The following is a 14,741-nucleotide window of genomic DNA, read 5'->3' as shown; positions in this document are numbered from 1 at the left end:
GTTAGCATCGGGTCAGGCCATACGGCCGCCATCAAATCAGTGCGCCATGGTCATTTCTCACTGGAACCAATGTTCACGTGCTTTCATGATCAACGCCTTAGCGGCATCCTCTTCCATTCCGGTCATGTCGACCAGTTCATCTACAGCCAGCTCGGCGAGATCGTCGCGCGTCTGCACGCCGTGTTCGGCCAGCTTCGCGAGCAGCTCCGGCGTGATGCCGTCGAGGCTCTTGAGATCCAGCGCTGCGTTCTCGACCTTTTCTTCGTTCGCGATGGCCATCGTCAACAGCGCGTCGCGTGCGCGGTTGCGCAGTTCGTGCACGGTGTCCTCGTCGAACGCCTCGATTTCGAGCATTTCGTTGAGCGGCACGTACGCGATCTCTTCCAGGCTCGTGAAGCCTTCGTCGATCAGGATGTCGGCAACTTCTTCGTCGACGTCGAGACGCGCCATGAACAGTGCACGCAGCCGGTCGCGCTCTTCACCCTGCTTCAGGGCGGATTCGTCCGGCGTCATGATGTTGATCTGCCAGCCGGTCAGTTCGCCTGCAAGACGAACGTTCTGACCGCTGCGGCCGATCGCGACAGCCAGCTCGTTCTCGTCGACGACGACGTCCATCGAGTGCTTTTCTTCATCGACGACAATCGACTGAACAGCTGCCGGCGCGAGCGCGCCGATCACGAACTGGGCGGGATCCTCCGACCATAGCACGATGTCGATGTTTTCGCCACCGAGCTCGTTGCGCACGGCCTGCACGCGGGAACCGCGGATGCCGACGCAGGTGCCGATCGGATCGATCCGCTTGTCGTACGCGATGACGCCGATCTTCGCGCGCACGCCCGGGTCACGGGCAGCCGCCTTGATTTCGAGCAGGCCCTGCTCGATTTCCGGCACTTCCATCTCGAACAGCTTCATCAGGAACTCGGGCGCCGTACGCGACAGCTCGATCTGCGGGCCGCGCGCGGTGCGGTCGACCTTCGCGATGTAGGCGCGCACGCGGTCGCCCACGCGCAGGTTTTCCTTCGGGATCAGCTGATCGCGGCGCAGCAGCGCCTCGACACGGCCCGATTCGACGATGAAGTTGCCCTTGTCGAGGCGCTTCACCGTACCCGTCATGATCTTTTCACCCCGCTCGAGGTAGTCGTTCAGGATCTGCTCGCGCTCGGCGTCGCGCACCTTCTGCAGGATCACCTGCTTGGCGGCCTGCGCGCCGATGCGACCGAACTCGATCGACGGAACGGGTTCCTCGACATACTCGCCGACTTCGACGTCGGGCTTCTGCTCACGTGCTTCGAACAGCAGGATCTCGCGATCCGGCTCCTGCAAGCCTGCCTCGTCGGGCACGACGAGCCAGCGACGGAAGGTTTCGTGCTCGCCGCTTTCGCGATCGATATGGACGCGGATTTCGGCGCCTTCGTCGAACAGCTTCTTGGAAGCGGACGCGAGCGCAGCCTCGAGGGCGCCCAGCACCACATCCTTGTCGACGTTTTTCTCGCGCGCCAGCGCATCCACCAGCATCAACACTTCGCGACTCATTATTTGCGGCTCCTAAAGTCAACTTGCGGAATCAGGCGGGCTTTGTCGATATCGGCCAGCGTGAAATCCAGCATGGCCGCCTCGCCCTTCTTCCTCTCAAATTCCAAACCGATCGTTTCGCCATTCGGCGCGTGCAGAATGCCCCGGTACGTCTTGCGCCCGTCCAGCGGCTTTTTCAAGGTCACGGAAACTTCGCTGCCAGCGAAGCGCTCGAAGTCGGCCAGCTTCTTCAACGGGCGGTCGAGCCCCGGGGACGAGACTTCGAGCCGTTCGTAATCGATGTTTTCGACCGTCAAGACGTGCTGGAGCTGACGCGTGACCTTTTCGCAATCTTCGAGCGAGATGCCGGCAGGCTGATCGATATAGATGCAAAGCATGCCGCGCCCGGTGCGCTCGAGATCCACCAGCTCGTAGCCGAGCCCGGTGACCGTGGTTTCTATCAGTTCCGTCAGTTGCACTGTGTCCTCTCAGGTGTTCGCGCCCGCCGCTCGCGATTACACCCGCGGGCGCGCGCCTTAGCCGGCGCAGGAAGCGCTACCCGAGATGCCTAACCGTTTCAGCAAAAAAAAATGGGCGGAACGCCCATCTTCTTACTGGTGGTCGCACCTGAGCCGCACATTGAATCCGTACGCCCAGCGACTCCGCGATTATAGCGATTTTTGGCGCAAACGCCAAGCCAGCCGGTAAAAGCAGCGTGTCGTCTGCCTTTACGGGCCCAAAAATGCGAAATCGGGCTGCACGATCAACCGGCGCCATGAAGGCAGGCCGGAGATCGGTCATGCCGGCGGCCATCCCGCACCGCGTGACATATATACAGTCGAAAGCAACAAACGCAATGCCTCGCGCCGACAAAACCGGCCGGATGCCGATCCGGCCGGCACACCGGCGGCCTTGCGCCGCGTGCCTGATTGCTCAGCGGCTGCGCGTGCGGCTGCGCTGCGGACGCTGACCGCCGCGCGGGCCGCCGCCGTTGCCGGCACCCTCGGCACGATTGCCGTTCGGATTGCGGTTACCACCCTTGCTGCCGCCGCGCTTGGGGCCCGCGCCGTCGCGCTTGGGGCCTGCGCCATACGACGCGCGGTTGCCGTCGACATCACCACGGCCACCGCCAGCGCGATTGCCATCGCGTCCGCCGCCGCCGGCGCGATTGCCGTAGCCCGACGGTGCGACCGGCAGGCTGCCGTAGCCGCTCAGACCCGGCAGGCCCGGCCCGCCGCGACGACCGCCGCCGCGACGCGGCTGATCCAGCTGCCCGTGTGTCGTCAGCACCGGCTCTCGGCCGATGAAGCCCATCGACGTCTGCATCGGATCGGGCTGGCGACGTTCTGCCTGGCCGGCACCGCCGCGCTTGCCCTTCTCCTCGGTCGGCGCCTTCAGGCCGACGGTCGCCATCAGCTTGCGCACCTGCGTGTCGTCGAGCTCTTCCCAGCGACCGCGCTTCAGGCCGCGCGGCAGCGGAATCGGGCCGTGACGCGTACGGATCAGACGGCTCACCATCAGACCGACCGCCTCGAACATCCGGCGCACTTCGCGGTTGCGGCCTTCGGCCAGCGCAACGTGATACCAGTGGTTCGTGCCTTCGCCGCCGCCGTCGCGGATGCGCAGGAAGTTCGCCGGGCCGTCATCGAGCTCGACGCCGTGCAGCAGCTTCTGCCGCATGCCTTCGGCCAGTTCGCCGACGACGCGCACCGCGTACTCGCGCTCGACGCTGTAGCGCGGGTGCATGAAGCGGTTGGCGAGGTCACCCGAAGTCGTCAGCATCAGCAGACCTTCGGTATTGAAGTCGAGGCGGCCCACCGCAAGCCATTTCGCCGTCTTCATCGGCGGCAGGCGGTCGAACACCGACGGACGGCCTTCGGGATCCGCGTGGCTGACGATCTCGCCCGTCGGCTTGTGGTACAGCAGCACGCGCGGCGGCTTGTTCGGCAGCTTGCGCTTGACCGGCTTGCCGTTGATCCGCACCTGGTCGGTCGGCATGATGCGCTGGCCGATGTGCGCGGGCTCGCCGTTCACCGACACGCGGCCGGCGACGATCAGTTCTTCCATTTCGCGGCGCGAGCCCATGCCCGCTTCCGCCAGCACCTTGTGAAGCTTCGGCGCGTCGTCGTCCGGCGACAGCACGCGCTTGTTCGCCGGCTGGCTACGGCCGCGACGCAGCATCGGTGCACGCACGCCGCTACCGCCCGCGGAGTTGTCCGCGTCGAATGCCGGCGACGTCACGTAGGCGAACAGTTCGTCCTGGGACGCATCGCCCTCCACCTTTGCCGCACCGCCTTCAGCCTTCGGCGCGCTGCCGCGACGACCCTGGCCGCCTTGGCCGCCCTGAGCCTTGGCCGCGCCTTCGCGCTTGGCCGCCGGCTTGCGAGCACCCTTGGCCGCACCTTCCTTGCGCGGCGCACGCGTCGGCTGCTGCGCTTCGGTGGCCTCGGCCGGCTGCGCGTCAGCGCCTTCCCCTCCCTGCGGCTCGCCTTCGGCGCCCTTCGACTTGGCCGCCGCGCGACGCCGCGCGATCAGGCTGCGCGGGCCTCGCCGCAGACCGCGGCGGGGACGCTCGTCGCCGCCCTCGGCCGAAGCGCCCTGCTCCGGTGCATCGTCGGCACGCGCTGCCTGTACGGCAGGCGCGGACGATTCAATATCGTGGATATCTGTCAAAACAACCTCAAAATGTCAGGTCTCGCGCCCGGCGCGGGCGCGGCAAGAAGTTGGCCGCGATCAGGCGCGACGCTGTTCAGGTTCTGCTTCGTCGTCCGGCAACGCATCGGCACCGATGGGTGCACTGGCGCTTCGTACGGCATCGGCGAGACTGTCGGACGTGTCGTCCAGCATCTCGTCGTCCGCAGGACGGGAACGGGGGGCGTCGGCCTGGCCGGCCTCGCCGGGCATGTCGCCGGCCGCTTCCGCTCCGTCTCCGGCAACCGCTTCGGCAGCCGGCTTGCGATCTTCCTCGCTCCAATCCGCGCGCAGCGGCTCGGGCTGCACACCGGCTGGCACTGCTTCGGCGCCAGCCTGTTCCATTCGTTCAGCTTGCCCGCGACCAGCATCGAGCGTATCGCGGCTCGCGATTTCATGCGTCGACGCGACGTCCGCCGCAGGATCATCCGGCAAGCCTGCCGATTGATCGCTGGATGCCTCATCCGTTTGCGGCGCGTCGCCCGTTGCGTCACCGGCAACCGGCATGCCCTCGTCGAAATCCATCGCCTGCTGCGCCAGCAGCGCGGCCTCGATGTTCGCGGCCGGCTCTTCGAGTGCAGGCAGATCATCGAGCGCCTTCAGGCCGAGGTCGTCGAGGAATTGCTTGGTCGTCGCATACAGCGCCGGGCGTCCCGGCACGTCGCGATGACCGATCACCTCGATCCAGCCGCGATCCTCGAGTTGCTTGACCACCTGCGTATTGACCGTCACGCCGCGAATCTCTTCGATGTCGCCGCGCGTGACAGGTTGCCGATACGCGATGATCGCGAGCGTTTCGAGCACCGCACGCGAATATTTCGGCGGCTTCTCGGGATGCAGGCGATCCAGATAGTGGCGCATCGCCGGCTTGCTCTGGAAGCGCCATCCGGTTGCCAGCGCCACCAGTTCGACGCCGCGGCCGGACCAATCCTGTTTCAGATCTTCGAGCAACGTGCGGACCGTGTCAGCCGACACGCCGTCGGCAAAGAGCTTGCGCAAATCGCCGAGTTTCAGCGGTTCCTGCGCGCAGATCAAAGCAGTCTCGAGGACGATCTTCGCCTCTTGGGTATTCATGCAGCTAGGCCAGACCCTGTGGTCAAACGAACCGGATCAACAAACAGACGAAAGGAACGGAAGACGCGCTCGCCCGATTCTGATCGGTCATATTGATGGGAGCACGAACCGGGGGCGGCGAACCAACTTCAGGCCAGGCCCAAACCGGACGGAACAGCACGGTTCAACGACGGAACCGCGTGACTGAGCGCCATATTACGCAAAATTGTCCGGTGCGTAAAGATGAGCCGAACGGGGTGCCGCCAGCACGCCGTGCCCGCTCCGGCCCCGCTTCAGCGGTCGGCCACGCCCCGTGCAAGGAACCGCCGCAACCGCTCGACACCCGCGTCGAGCCGCGCCGGATCGCATGCGTAGCACCAGCGCACGAACCCTTCCCCCTCCGGGCCGAATGCACGCCCGGGCGCGAGCCCGAGCCCCGCCTCGCGCACCAGCGTCTTGCAGAACGCGAGGCTGTCTGACGCGCCCGGCAGGCGCAGGAACAGGTACATCGCGCCCGGCGGAGGCGGCACCTCGACACCCGGCAGGGTGCGCAGCGCGGCGACCAGGTGATCGCGCGCATCGCGCAGCGCCGCGACGAACGACCGCACGAACGGCTCGCCATCGTGCAGCGCGACCTCACCCGCGGCCTGCACGAAGCCCGGCGCACACGACGTGTTGTATTCGACGAGCTTCGACAGGTCAGCCATCACCGCTGCCGGCGCGATGAGCCACCCCAGGCGCCAGCCCGTCATCGCCCACGCTTTCGAAAACGAATTCACGACCACGACCCGCTCGTCGCGTGACGCGATGTCGAGGAACGATGGCGCACCGTCCGCGCCGCCCGCGTCGAACGCGAGCCGCTCGTACACCTCGTCGGCGACCAGCCAGATGCCGTGGCGGCGGCAATGGGCGAGCACCGCTTGCTGGTCGTCGCGCGACATCGTCCAGCCGGTCGGATTGTTCGGCGAGTTGATCAGCAGCATCCGCGTATCGGGCGTCAGCGCCGCAAGCAGCCGCCCGACATCGAGCTGCCAACCCGCATCGCCATAGCGGAGCGGTACGCATTCGACCTGCGCCCCAAGGATCTTCGGAATCTCGACGAGATTCGGCCACAGCGGCGTGACCGCGACGACACGCTCGCCCGGACCGACCAGCATCTGCGCGGCCAGCATCAGCGCGCTCACGCCCGAACTCGTCACGGCGACGGTGTCGGCCGCCGTCGCCCCGTGACGGGCGCTGACGTAGGAGGCGATCGCATCGCGCAGCGGCGCAGTGCCGAGGTTGTGCGTGTAGAAGGTTGCGCCATCGCGCAGTGCCGCCGCGGCGGCGTCCCGGATGAAGTCCGGCGTCGCGCGATCGGATTCGCCGAACCAGAACGGCAGCATGTCCGGCACGCCAAAGCCGGCGTTTGCCACTTCCCGGATCAGCGACGGACGCAACGCGTGCACGGCATCGCGGGCCGCCGGCGAACCGGCCACCGGAAGAGAATCTGCGGAATGCACCATCGAGAACCACCTTCGAGGAACACGGTCCGCGTAGTGTACCGGCCTGCAAGCAGGGCCGGCGCACGTCGATCCGCTTCAGTCGAGGTCCTCTGCCCTCGCCGGCATCTGCCGCACGAGTTCCCAGATCGCCTGCGCAGCGGGCGACAACGACCGGTCGCGGCGGCGCACGAGTTCGACCGTGCGCTCGGTGCGTGGCGTGAGCGGCCGCGCAACGAGCGTCGAGCCGGCTGGTAGCGGCAGCGACAGCCACGGCTGCACGCTCACGCCGACGCCGGCCTCGACGAGTCCGAACACGGTCGCCGAATGCCCGAGCTCCTGCATGACCGTCGCGTTGACATGATGAGCGGCCAGCGCGGCGTCGATCAGCGGCCGGCTTCCCGATGCGTGATCGAGGAGTACGAGGCGCTCGCCATCCAGCGCCGTCCAGGGCACCTCGGCGCGCGCCGCGAGCGGATGGTCAGCGCGTGCGACCAGGCAGAACGAATCGGTCATCAACGATTCGCAGACGAGATCGGCCACCGTGAGCGGACCGATCACGACGCCGAAATCGACCTCGCTCGACTTCACCTTGCGCAACACGTCGCTCTGCACGTCGTCGCGCAAACCCAGCGTCACGAACGGAAACTGGCGCTCGCACGACGCAACCACGCGCGGCATCAGCCGGCACGCGATCGTCGGACTGGCTGCGACGATCACGCGCCCGCGGCGCTGCTCGCCGATTTCGCGAATCTCGCGCAGCGTGTCGTCGAGATCGTCGAGCAGACGGGACACGCTCGCGATCAGGTTCGCACCGACATCGGTCAGCTGCACGTCGCGCGTCGTACGATCGATCAGCTTCAGCCCGAGCTCGGCCTCGAGTTCGCGCACGCAGCGACTGACCGCGGACTGCGTGAGCCCGATCTCGTCACCCGCGCGACTGAAGCTCTTGAGCCGCGCGACCTCGATGAAGACGCGAAGCTGGCGCAGCGTGACGTTCATTTCCTGACCTCATCAATCGTCGATATCGATGCGCGATTTTAATGCGCGAATCCGGCTTCGAGGTGCGAATCAGGCACCTGCCCCACATGTTTCGCTGCGGTGCAATACATCCGCGAACGCACGTGGTGCGGGCGAGCTGCACAAGATTGGTGATTGTCCCGATTTGCTGGCGGGTTATTTTGGCGTCTTATACGCCCCTAGCTGACTTAGCCGTTAGCTCGCTGCCAAGCGGCTCTCGAGGGAATTACCTCCGACATGGCACGCTTCGTGCATTACCTGGCGCACAGGGCACAGGTTTGATCGGACGGAAGAGCAGAAACGCCGCTGCCGGCCAACCGGACGCCCCCACCCGGCACTCGACGATCGAGTGCCTGAAGAGTGCGCGGCGCAGGGCAGCGCACCGGAGTTAGCTTCGCTGAGGTGAGGACATGATGCTGTTCGACGATTTGAGAGATAACGAGTGGGCGCTGGTCGAGGGTCTGTTTTGCTCTGAACCCGCACGGAGTGAGCGGCGCGGCCGCCCCCGCGTGGAAGCCCGCTCGGTGGTGAACGCCGTGCTGTGGGTGCTGTCGACGGGTGAAGGCTGGTCGAAGCTGCCGGGCCGCTATCCGTCGCCGCCGACTTGCCGCCGTCGCTTCGACGAATGGCAGGCGGACGGCACGCTCGCCGAAATCGTGAAGCGACTCGGCACGAGCGGCCGGCAGATCTCCCTGCGCGGGCGCATCGGCGCAAGCGCCGCGAAGCCGCCCGCACCGCCGAGCCGCGACCGGCTGCGCGGCGCCTTCTGGACCAATCCGGAATCCTGGCGCGCGCCCGTCAAGATGGCGTAACGAATGCTCGATCGGGCGGCTTCGGCCGCCCGGTTTCTTTCAGCGACGCGACCCGTTCGCGACGCCCGCATTGCCGTCGATTACCGTTGTCGTGCCGCGATACATCTATTTACCAATATTTACAGCAAGCCTGCACTCCCACGCTTACCTTAGCGAAATATCAACAGGCCGCGTCGACGGCTTGAAGGGAGCCCCGCCATGAAACCAATGTCACTGCTCGTTGCATGCGGCATTGTCATTTCCGTGGCGTTGTCGGCTCCAGCCCACGCCGACGATCGCGTGAAGCCGCCCCACCGCCAGCAGGATCACCGGAACACCCTCCGCCAGCCGCCGTCTGCCAATCCGCCCGGCCGGCAAACCGTGCCGCGTGGCGACCTGCGTGGCGACATCGCCAGCAACGCGCGAGCGCGCATCGGCTCGCAGCCGACCGACGTACCGCGTCATCCGTAGTCCTGCCAATTTCGGAATTTCGCAAAAGAAAACGCCCGCGATCGGGAACTGCGCCGCATGCGACGAGTCAGAACCTTGCCATGAGCACAGCGTGGCAACAGCAAAAGTATCCGGTACGCCCGTATCCTCGCGATACGGGCTTTTTTTCGGCGGGATGATCGACCGCTACAGGCGGCTTTCGAGAATCGCCACGGCGCTCGCTTCGCTCAATGCGTAGTCGGCCATGCGGCGATCGGTCCAGGAAAGTAATTTCTCGTCGCGCTCGAGGCGCGAGAATTCGGCTCGACCGCTTTCGGTCAGTACGGCAATGTCGACCGGTGCATGGAAGCCCGGTGCGGGGGCAACGGTTTTCTGCCTGACCGTGTCCATCAGCCCGAGCGAACGGAGATACTCGAACACGCCCGGGCGGCGTGCCCACGGTACCTGGCGGTACTGCACTCGTCTCAATGCGTCGAGCACCGCTTCGTTGGAATACGTGGCCATCTCGATTCTTTCTTAAAGTGCAGCGACAATGCGAAGCGGCGCGCCGGGCGGTGTCTCCGCCCGCCGATACCGCCACCGATTCTGGACGCCGACGTTCGGCGTCGCGTCAGGGCCGGATCGTCAGCCGTCCATAAAAAGACACCATACCCCAATCAAATTGATTCTGTTCGATTCATTTGTACTTCTCTTCATCGGTTTCATGCTCTGCCGCAAGCGGCGACGAATCATCTCGATCGCCGCCGTTGCGCTGTTCTGGCTGCTCGCGACAGGCTGGCTCGCCGCGCCGCTGATCGCCTGGACCGAGGCGGGCGTCGCACCCGTCGAGGACCCGGACATGCATGGACGGACCACACTGATTCTCATCGGCGCAGGGACGAAGCACACCGACTCCGGGCTGCGGCCGCCACCGGACGGAACCGCCCGCATCCACAAGGTCGCAGCGCTCTACCGCACCTGCCGGCAGCAAGCCGAGCGCTGCACCGTGGTGATGTCGGGCGGCGACCCGCAGCATCACGGCGAAACCGAGGCTGCCGTATACGGGCGCCAACTCGTCGCCGAAGGCGTCGCGCCCGCGGACCTCGTTCTGGAACCGGATAGCCGCACAACCTACGAAAACGCGAAATTCACTGCGTCTATACTACGCTCACAGTATGACGACGCACGCATTCTCGTCACTTCCTCATACCAGATGCGCCGCGCGTTGCTCGATTTCCACCGTTTCGGGATCGATCCGCAGCCCGTTTATGCGAATCGCCGGCCTGCGCAAACGGGCTGGCTGCCGCGCTGGCGCAATGTAGTCAACGCCGAGCAGGCGCTGCACGAACTGGTCGGCATCGCGCAGTTCCATGTCTATCGATGGCTCGGGTGGTTCTGACGACCCCGGGGAAACCGGAGCGAAAATGACTGCGACGACGACGATGGCAGCCGCGTGACGAAGCGTGCGAAGTGTTGCGCGACTTCAACGGGGCGTTGCGTCGCGCCACGATCCGGTGCACATTGATCCGTCACTTTTGTTACACTCGACACGCACTCGATTGCAGTCGCCAGACAAAACGGCAACACTCGGGTTCATCACCACTTAGCGGAGGTAAAGCAATGAAGAAGACGTCCCTGGCTATCCTGGTAGCGATGTCGGCGCTGACTGGCGCAGCGTATGCGCAAGAGAGCACGGAAATCAAGACGATTACCGATCCGGCCAAGATCTCCGAGATCGAGCAGCGCGCACAGGCGCTGCAGCAGCAGCAAGCGGCGGAAGCCGCACAGCCGGCGGTGCAGGAAGAGCATCACCACGGCAAGAAGGCTGCTCACCACAAGGCTGCTGCGAAGAAGGCCGGCAAGAAGGCTGCCAAGGCCGCAGACGCCGCCAGCCAGTAAGTTCGGCGGCACCGCACAAGCGAAAAGCCGAATCCGGGCAACCGGGTTCGGCTTTTTTGGTTGCGGTGCCCGTGCGCTGTGCTAAAGTCGCGCACCGAAATTTTCCACCCGTGCGCACCCCGGTGCGGAGGACAGCATGAGCAACATTCAACTCGACATCGAGTGGACCGAAGCCGCCACTCGCCAGATCAAGCAACTGATGCCCCGCGGCTCGGCTGACGCGTTCCTCGCGCTGCCGCCGATCGAGTGCCTGCCGATGGAGGGCGACGTGCTTTTCCTCGGCCCGCAAGGCAAGCAGCAACCGTTCATCGTCGCCGAGCGCCAGTACCATCACGACGGCGACGCCGACTGGACGATCATCCTGATCCTCGACGTACCCAACACGTCGCACTGACGCATCCCGCGACCGGACACGTCCGGTCGCCCTGCCCGGCTCAGACGAGCTTCGACAGCACGCGGATTTCGGAACGCTCGATCCAGTCCGCGGCCGCTTCCCGATAAGCGAGAATGTGCGCCGAACGCGCATGAGCAGCCAGCGCCTCCTCGCTTTCCCAGCGCTCGACGAATACGAATCGCGCCGGCTCCTTCAAGTCCCGATGCAGGTCGTACTGCAACGCTCCTGCTTCGTTGCGGGTCGGCTCGACAATCCCTTCGAGCTGGGCACGCAACTTCTCCTCGGCGCCCGGCTTCGCCACGATCAGCGCCACGACTGCAATTTCCGCCATTCCCGCTCCCCCTTCATCTGGAAAAGCCCGAGAATACGCGAATCGCGCATTGGCTGCGCCAGCACGGCGTCGCACGACGGCCCCCAAAAAAATAGCCCGCGCTTCAGAGAAGCGCGGGCGAAACCGTCGCCCTACGAGGATAGGCGACGGGGCCATCGGGATCCGCACGCTGGCGCGGATCGTCATCCGTTGCGCCGACGCTTGTTGCGTCGACATTCGAAGACGTCGATACCGTTGTTCCGGCGCTCGCGGCGCACCCCCGGCATCTGACGCCATCCTCCCTGTTTCAACAATTCCAACATATAAAGCAGGTTGCGTGCCAACTGCCACAAACCGACCACCTCATTGATTTATAAGGATAAATTTTTGGCTTTCGACGATGCGACATGGGTTTTGCCGCCGTAACGCGCGGATGTTACGTAACGTCACGAGGAGGGACCGAACCTCCGGCACACATGCGCGCCAGCGAGCGGCAATGAAAAAGCCCGCCATGTGGCGGGCTTTTTCATTGATGCGGAGAAAGTCGAGATCAGCGAAGCTGATTCACGAGCAGCCCCATGATCTGGCGAGCCGGCGACGACGTATCGATCGCACCCGAATCGTCGACGATCGCGATGCGCGTCTGGTCGGCCGTGAGTGCCTTTACATTGACACGGTACTGCTTCGCCTGCTTTTCCTTCTTGCCGTGGAACAACTGGCTCCAGAAGCCCTGCTCGGCCGAGGTCAGATCCTTCGGATCGACATAGCGCACGAAATACAGGCCCTTCGTGCGATCACGATCGTCGACGGTGAAGTTCGCACGATCGAGCGCGAGACCGACGCGCAGCCACGACCGGTCGTACGGCTCGCCGAGCGTGACTTCCGACGGGACAGCAGCATCAGCCGCATCGTTGCCTTGCGCCGACGTGCGGGACACGTTTTGCGCGGCAATCGCTGCAGCAGCCTTCGACGATGCGTCGTCGGCCTTCTTGTCCTTGGCCGCCGGTACCGTGTTGTCCTTGATGTTCGCGATTGGCGGCTCGCCGTTCTTCGCGCGCTGCTCGTTCTGTGCGAGCACCGCCATCAATCGCTTCAGGTATTCGGTCTCGAGCGCGGGATCATTCGGCTTCGGCTCCCACTTGCTCGAATCGTTGTTCGAGCCCGTGATCGCTTCGCGCATCCCCTTCTGGCTGATGAACACGTAGGTGCCGCCATTCGGCGCCGAATCGAGACGCGTACGGTACTTGTTGCGCTCGGCCGTCACGTACGAGTTGCCCATCGCCTTCGAGATCACGCTACGGATCAGGCCGTCATTGATCTGCGGATGGGTTTCGTTCCAGTCGGTTTCCATCACGCCCTTGTCGCGCTGGTCGACGACGAGCAGGAAGCCCTGCTCCTGCCAGAAGCGGCGAACCTGCGGCCAGACGGCGGCGGGCTGCTTGCCGTCGATCACGAGCCAGCTCTCGGTGCCGTCGCGCTGGATATGCATGCCGGCGACGGCCGGAGCAACAGTGTCCAGCGCAGGCGCTGCCTGCTGGACCTGCTGAAGCGCGGACAGGGAAGTCGCGCCGCCCTGGGGCGGCAGCGAACGCTGATCGGCCGTCTCGTCGAGCATGTTGGGCGGCACTGCGAGCGACGCTTCCTTCGATTTCGAATCGCTCTTGTAGTCCACTTTCGTGGGCGACGACGTACCGCAACCGGCGACGAGCGCGCCGGTGGCGAGCACTGCAGCGAACCGCATGGTAAGACGAAGATCAGTCATGTTCGGGGAATCCTCTTCCGCTAAATCACGGCGCTTTCCGTGGATCAACCTTGCATTTTACCGGGGCCGCGCCGCGATGTGCAAAAAAGCGACGGGCAAGAAAAAACCCGCGTCAGCCTGAGCTGACGCGGGTTCTTTGTCTGGTCGGGGCGAGAGGATTTGAACCTCCGACCACCTGCACCCCATGCAGGTACGCTACCAGGCTGCGCTACGCCCCGAAAGAAAAAAATTATAACAGACAGTTTTCCGATTTAGAACGGGTCGCATGCATTTTGTGAATATTCTTGTGAAATTTTTTGGCGTGAAGGCGCCGATGCGAGCAACGACGCGCGTGGCATGGACGAATTGCCCACCAACCACACGACTCCGCCTCGCCTTCACCGCTTGCGCGCAACACAGATGACCGTCAGCCCGGCGACGCGGTTGAAACGGAATATCGGTAACTCGATCCGACAGATCGACTTGAGCAAGCCGTTGACGAACGGATGGTGACGACGCAATTGCGACGCCGGCTCGTTCGGCTGCCGACGCACCCGCTCGCCGAGCCGCAACGCTGCCGCAAGCGGAAACGTGAGACCGAAATAATAGGCGCCGTGCTCGACGTCGAGCCCCGAGCGACGCACCACGTCCTCGAGATTGCCCAGCGTATATCGGCGCTTGTGTTCGAGAAAATCGTCATGACCGCTCCAGAGGAACTGGAACGCGGGAACCGTGATCAGAAAGCGGCTACCCGAAGGCGCACCCTTTACATACTGCGTGAGCAGACCGACATCGTCGTCGACATGCTCGAGTACGTCCATCAGCAACACGAGATCGGCGTCGAATCGATCAATGGATCGCCGAAAGTGGATGGGCTTGCCGGACGCTTCGCCGTCGGTATCGTCCGCGTAGCTCGTATCGACACACCACGCCTCCGTCGCCTGCGTACGCTCCAGCAAGTGCTTCGAGAAAAAGCCTGAGCCTGCACCGACATCGAGTATCCGGTTTGCACCTGGCACCCCCAGGAACCGACGGATCGCACTCGCCTTCGACGCGTAGTACCAGTGATCGCCCACGCCCGCACCCAATACGTCGACTTCCTTGAGATCCATGACGTTTCCCCGTGATGGCTACTGTGCTTTGGTCGATACAGCCACTGCTGCCGATCTTACCTCGCTGCTGCCGCCGATCCTACCTGTCGACAACGCGTAGCCGACACCGGCAACCCGCATTACGACCTAATCGAAAAGGACGATGGCCGGTTCGCCGCAAATCGCTACCGTGCGGTTACCCGGCGCGAAATTGATGCGCACCGGCGAACCGTCCGACTGCATGCCGATCGATCCGGCCGCCCCGGCTTTGCCGCGTCGCGTGATACAGGGGCGACTTCGATCACCACCGCAGTCGCGACCTCTTGTAA

At 64.5% G+C, this 14,741-nt stretch carries 14 protein-coding genes, 1 tRNA gene and 1 pseudogene; 5 read left to right on the top strand and 11 right to left on the bottom strand.

Annotated elements, in window-relative coordinates; translation table 11 throughout:
• Window positions 1-57: 57 nt before the first annotated feature.
• The 6 genes from nusA to CFB40_RS07975 all read right to left on the bottom strand — a co-directional run bounded on the left by nusA (window position 58) and on the right by CFB40_RS07975 (window position 7,739).
• Window positions 58-1,533, bottom strand: coding sequence for a transcription termination factor NusA (gene nusA / locus CFB40_RS08000; RefSeq protein WP_006476166.1), 1,476 nt, complete (start codon window positions 1,531-1,533; stop codon window positions 58-60).
• A complete protein-coding gene (rimP, locus tag CFB40_RS07995; RefSeq protein WP_014897219.1) occupies window positions 1,533-1,991 on the bottom strand; it encodes a ribosome maturation factor RimP in 459 nt (152 codons plus the stop codon). The genes nusA and rimP overlap by 1 nt, the downstream gene beginning before the upstream one ends.
• A 454-nt stretch (window positions 1,992-2,445) precedes the next feature.
• Complete coding sequence (gene rluB / locus CFB40_RS07990; RefSeq protein ID WP_089430990.1) at window positions 2,446-4,185, bottom strand: 23S rRNA pseudouridine(2605) synthase RluB; 1,740 nt, start codon at window positions 4,183-4,185, stop codon at window positions 2,446-2,448.
• 60 nt (window positions 4,186-4,245) lie between these two features.
• Window positions 4,246-5,277, bottom strand: coding sequence for an SMC-Scp complex subunit ScpB (gene scpB, locus CFB40_RS07985; protein ID WP_089425209.1), 1,032 nt, complete (start codon window positions 5,275-5,277; stop codon window positions 4,246-4,248).
• Between the two features lie 272 nt (window positions 5,278-5,549).
• Window positions 5,550-6,761, bottom strand: a complete 1,212-nt coding sequence (locus tag CFB40_RS07980; RefSeq protein ID WP_089430989.1) for a pyridoxal phosphate-dependent aminotransferase — start codon at window positions 6,759-6,761, stop codon at window positions 5,550-5,552.
• A gap of 75 nt (window positions 6,762-6,836) precedes the next feature.
• The gene (locus CFB40_RS07975; RefSeq protein WP_071334368.1) at window positions 6,837-7,739 is read right to left on the bottom strand and encodes a LysR family transcriptional regulator; all 903 of its coding nucleotides are present in this window, start codon (window positions 7,737-7,739) and stop codon (window positions 6,837-6,839) included.
• Window positions 7,740-8,170: 431 nt separating this feature from the next.
• Between CFB40_RS07975 and CFB40_RS07970 the strand changes: the two are divergent.
• Together CFB40_RS07970 and CFB40_RS39005 are read left to right on the top strand one after the other, a co-directional pair.
• Window positions 8,171-8,566: pseudogene (locus CFB40_RS07970) on the top strand (transposase); the annotation flags it as partial.
• 201 nt (window positions 8,567-8,767) lie between these two features.
• A complete protein-coding gene (locus tag CFB40_RS39005; RefSeq protein WP_089425207.1) occupies window positions 8,768-9,019 on the top strand; it encodes a hypothetical protein in 252 nt (83 codons plus the stop codon).
• Window positions 9,020-9,184: 165 nt separating this feature from the next.
• On the opposite strand, the gene CFB40_RS07960 is transcribed toward CFB40_RS39005, so the two are convergent.
• Window positions 9,185-9,502 carry a hypothetical protein gene (locus CFB40_RS07960; RefSeq protein WP_011351791.1) on the bottom strand — a complete coding sequence of 106 codons (318 nt, stop codon included), beginning with the start codon at window positions 9,500-9,502 and terminating at the stop codon, window positions 9,185-9,187.
• A gap of 157 nt (window positions 9,503-9,659) precedes the next feature.
• On the opposite strand from CFB40_RS07960, the gene CFB40_RS07955 reads away from it, so the two are divergent.
• The 3 genes from CFB40_RS07955 (at window position 9,660) to CFB40_RS07945 (ending at window position 11,270) form a co-directional block, all read left to right on the top strand.
• Entirely contained in the window at window positions 9,660-10,376 is a 717-nt protein-coding gene (locus CFB40_RS07955; protein ID WP_089425206.1) for a YdcF family protein, read from the top strand.
• 221 nt (window positions 10,377-10,597) lie between these two features.
• Entirely contained in the window at window positions 10,598-10,876 is a 279-nt protein-coding gene (locus CFB40_RS07950; RefSeq protein ID WP_039339310.1) for a hypothetical protein, read from the top strand.
• 136 nt (window positions 10,877-11,012) lie between these two features.
• The gene (locus CFB40_RS07945) at window positions 11,013-11,270 is read left to right on the top strand and encodes a hypothetical protein (RefSeq protein ID WP_021162409.1); all 258 of its coding nucleotides are present in this window, start codon (window positions 11,013-11,015) and stop codon (window positions 11,268-11,270) included.
• A 40-nt stretch (window positions 11,271-11,310) separates the two neighbouring features.
• Here CFB40_RS07945 and CFB40_RS07940 read toward each other — a convergent pair whose 3' ends face one another.
• The 4 genes from CFB40_RS07940 to CFB40_RS07925 all read right to left on the bottom strand — a co-directional run bounded on the left by CFB40_RS07940 (window position 11,311) and on the right by CFB40_RS07925 (window position 14,433).
• On the bottom strand, window positions 11,311-11,601 hold the full coding sequence (locus CFB40_RS07940; RefSeq protein WP_039339313.1) for a putative quinol monooxygenase: 291 nt from the start codon (window positions 11,599-11,601) through the stop codon (window positions 11,311-11,313).
• 529 nt (window positions 11,602-12,130) lie between these two features.
• The gene (gene bamC, locus CFB40_RS07935) at window positions 12,131-13,342 is read right to left on the bottom strand and encodes an outer membrane protein assembly factor BamC (RefSeq protein ID WP_089430988.1); all 1,212 of its coding nucleotides are present in this window, start codon (window positions 13,340-13,342) and stop codon (window positions 12,131-12,133) included.
• A 141-nt stretch (window positions 13,343-13,483) separates the two neighbouring features.
• Window positions 13,484-13,560, bottom strand: a tRNA-Pro gene (locus tag CFB40_RS07930).
• Between the two features lie 159 nt (window positions 13,561-13,719).
• Complete coding sequence (locus tag CFB40_RS07925; protein WP_089425204.1) at window positions 13,720-14,433, bottom strand: class I SAM-dependent methyltransferase; 714 nt, start codon at window positions 14,431-14,433, stop codon at window positions 13,720-13,722.
• Window positions 14,434-14,741: the final 308 nt, after the last annotated feature.

Origin of the sequence: Burkholderia sp. AU31652 (assembly GCF_002223155.1) — a bacterium.
Lineage (GTDB): Bacteria > Pseudomonadota > Gammaproteobacteria > Burkholderiales > Burkholderiaceae > Burkholderia.
The sequence above is the reverse complement of the archived record's forward strand: the minus strand, read 5'-3'. Positions and strand labels throughout refer to the sequence as shown.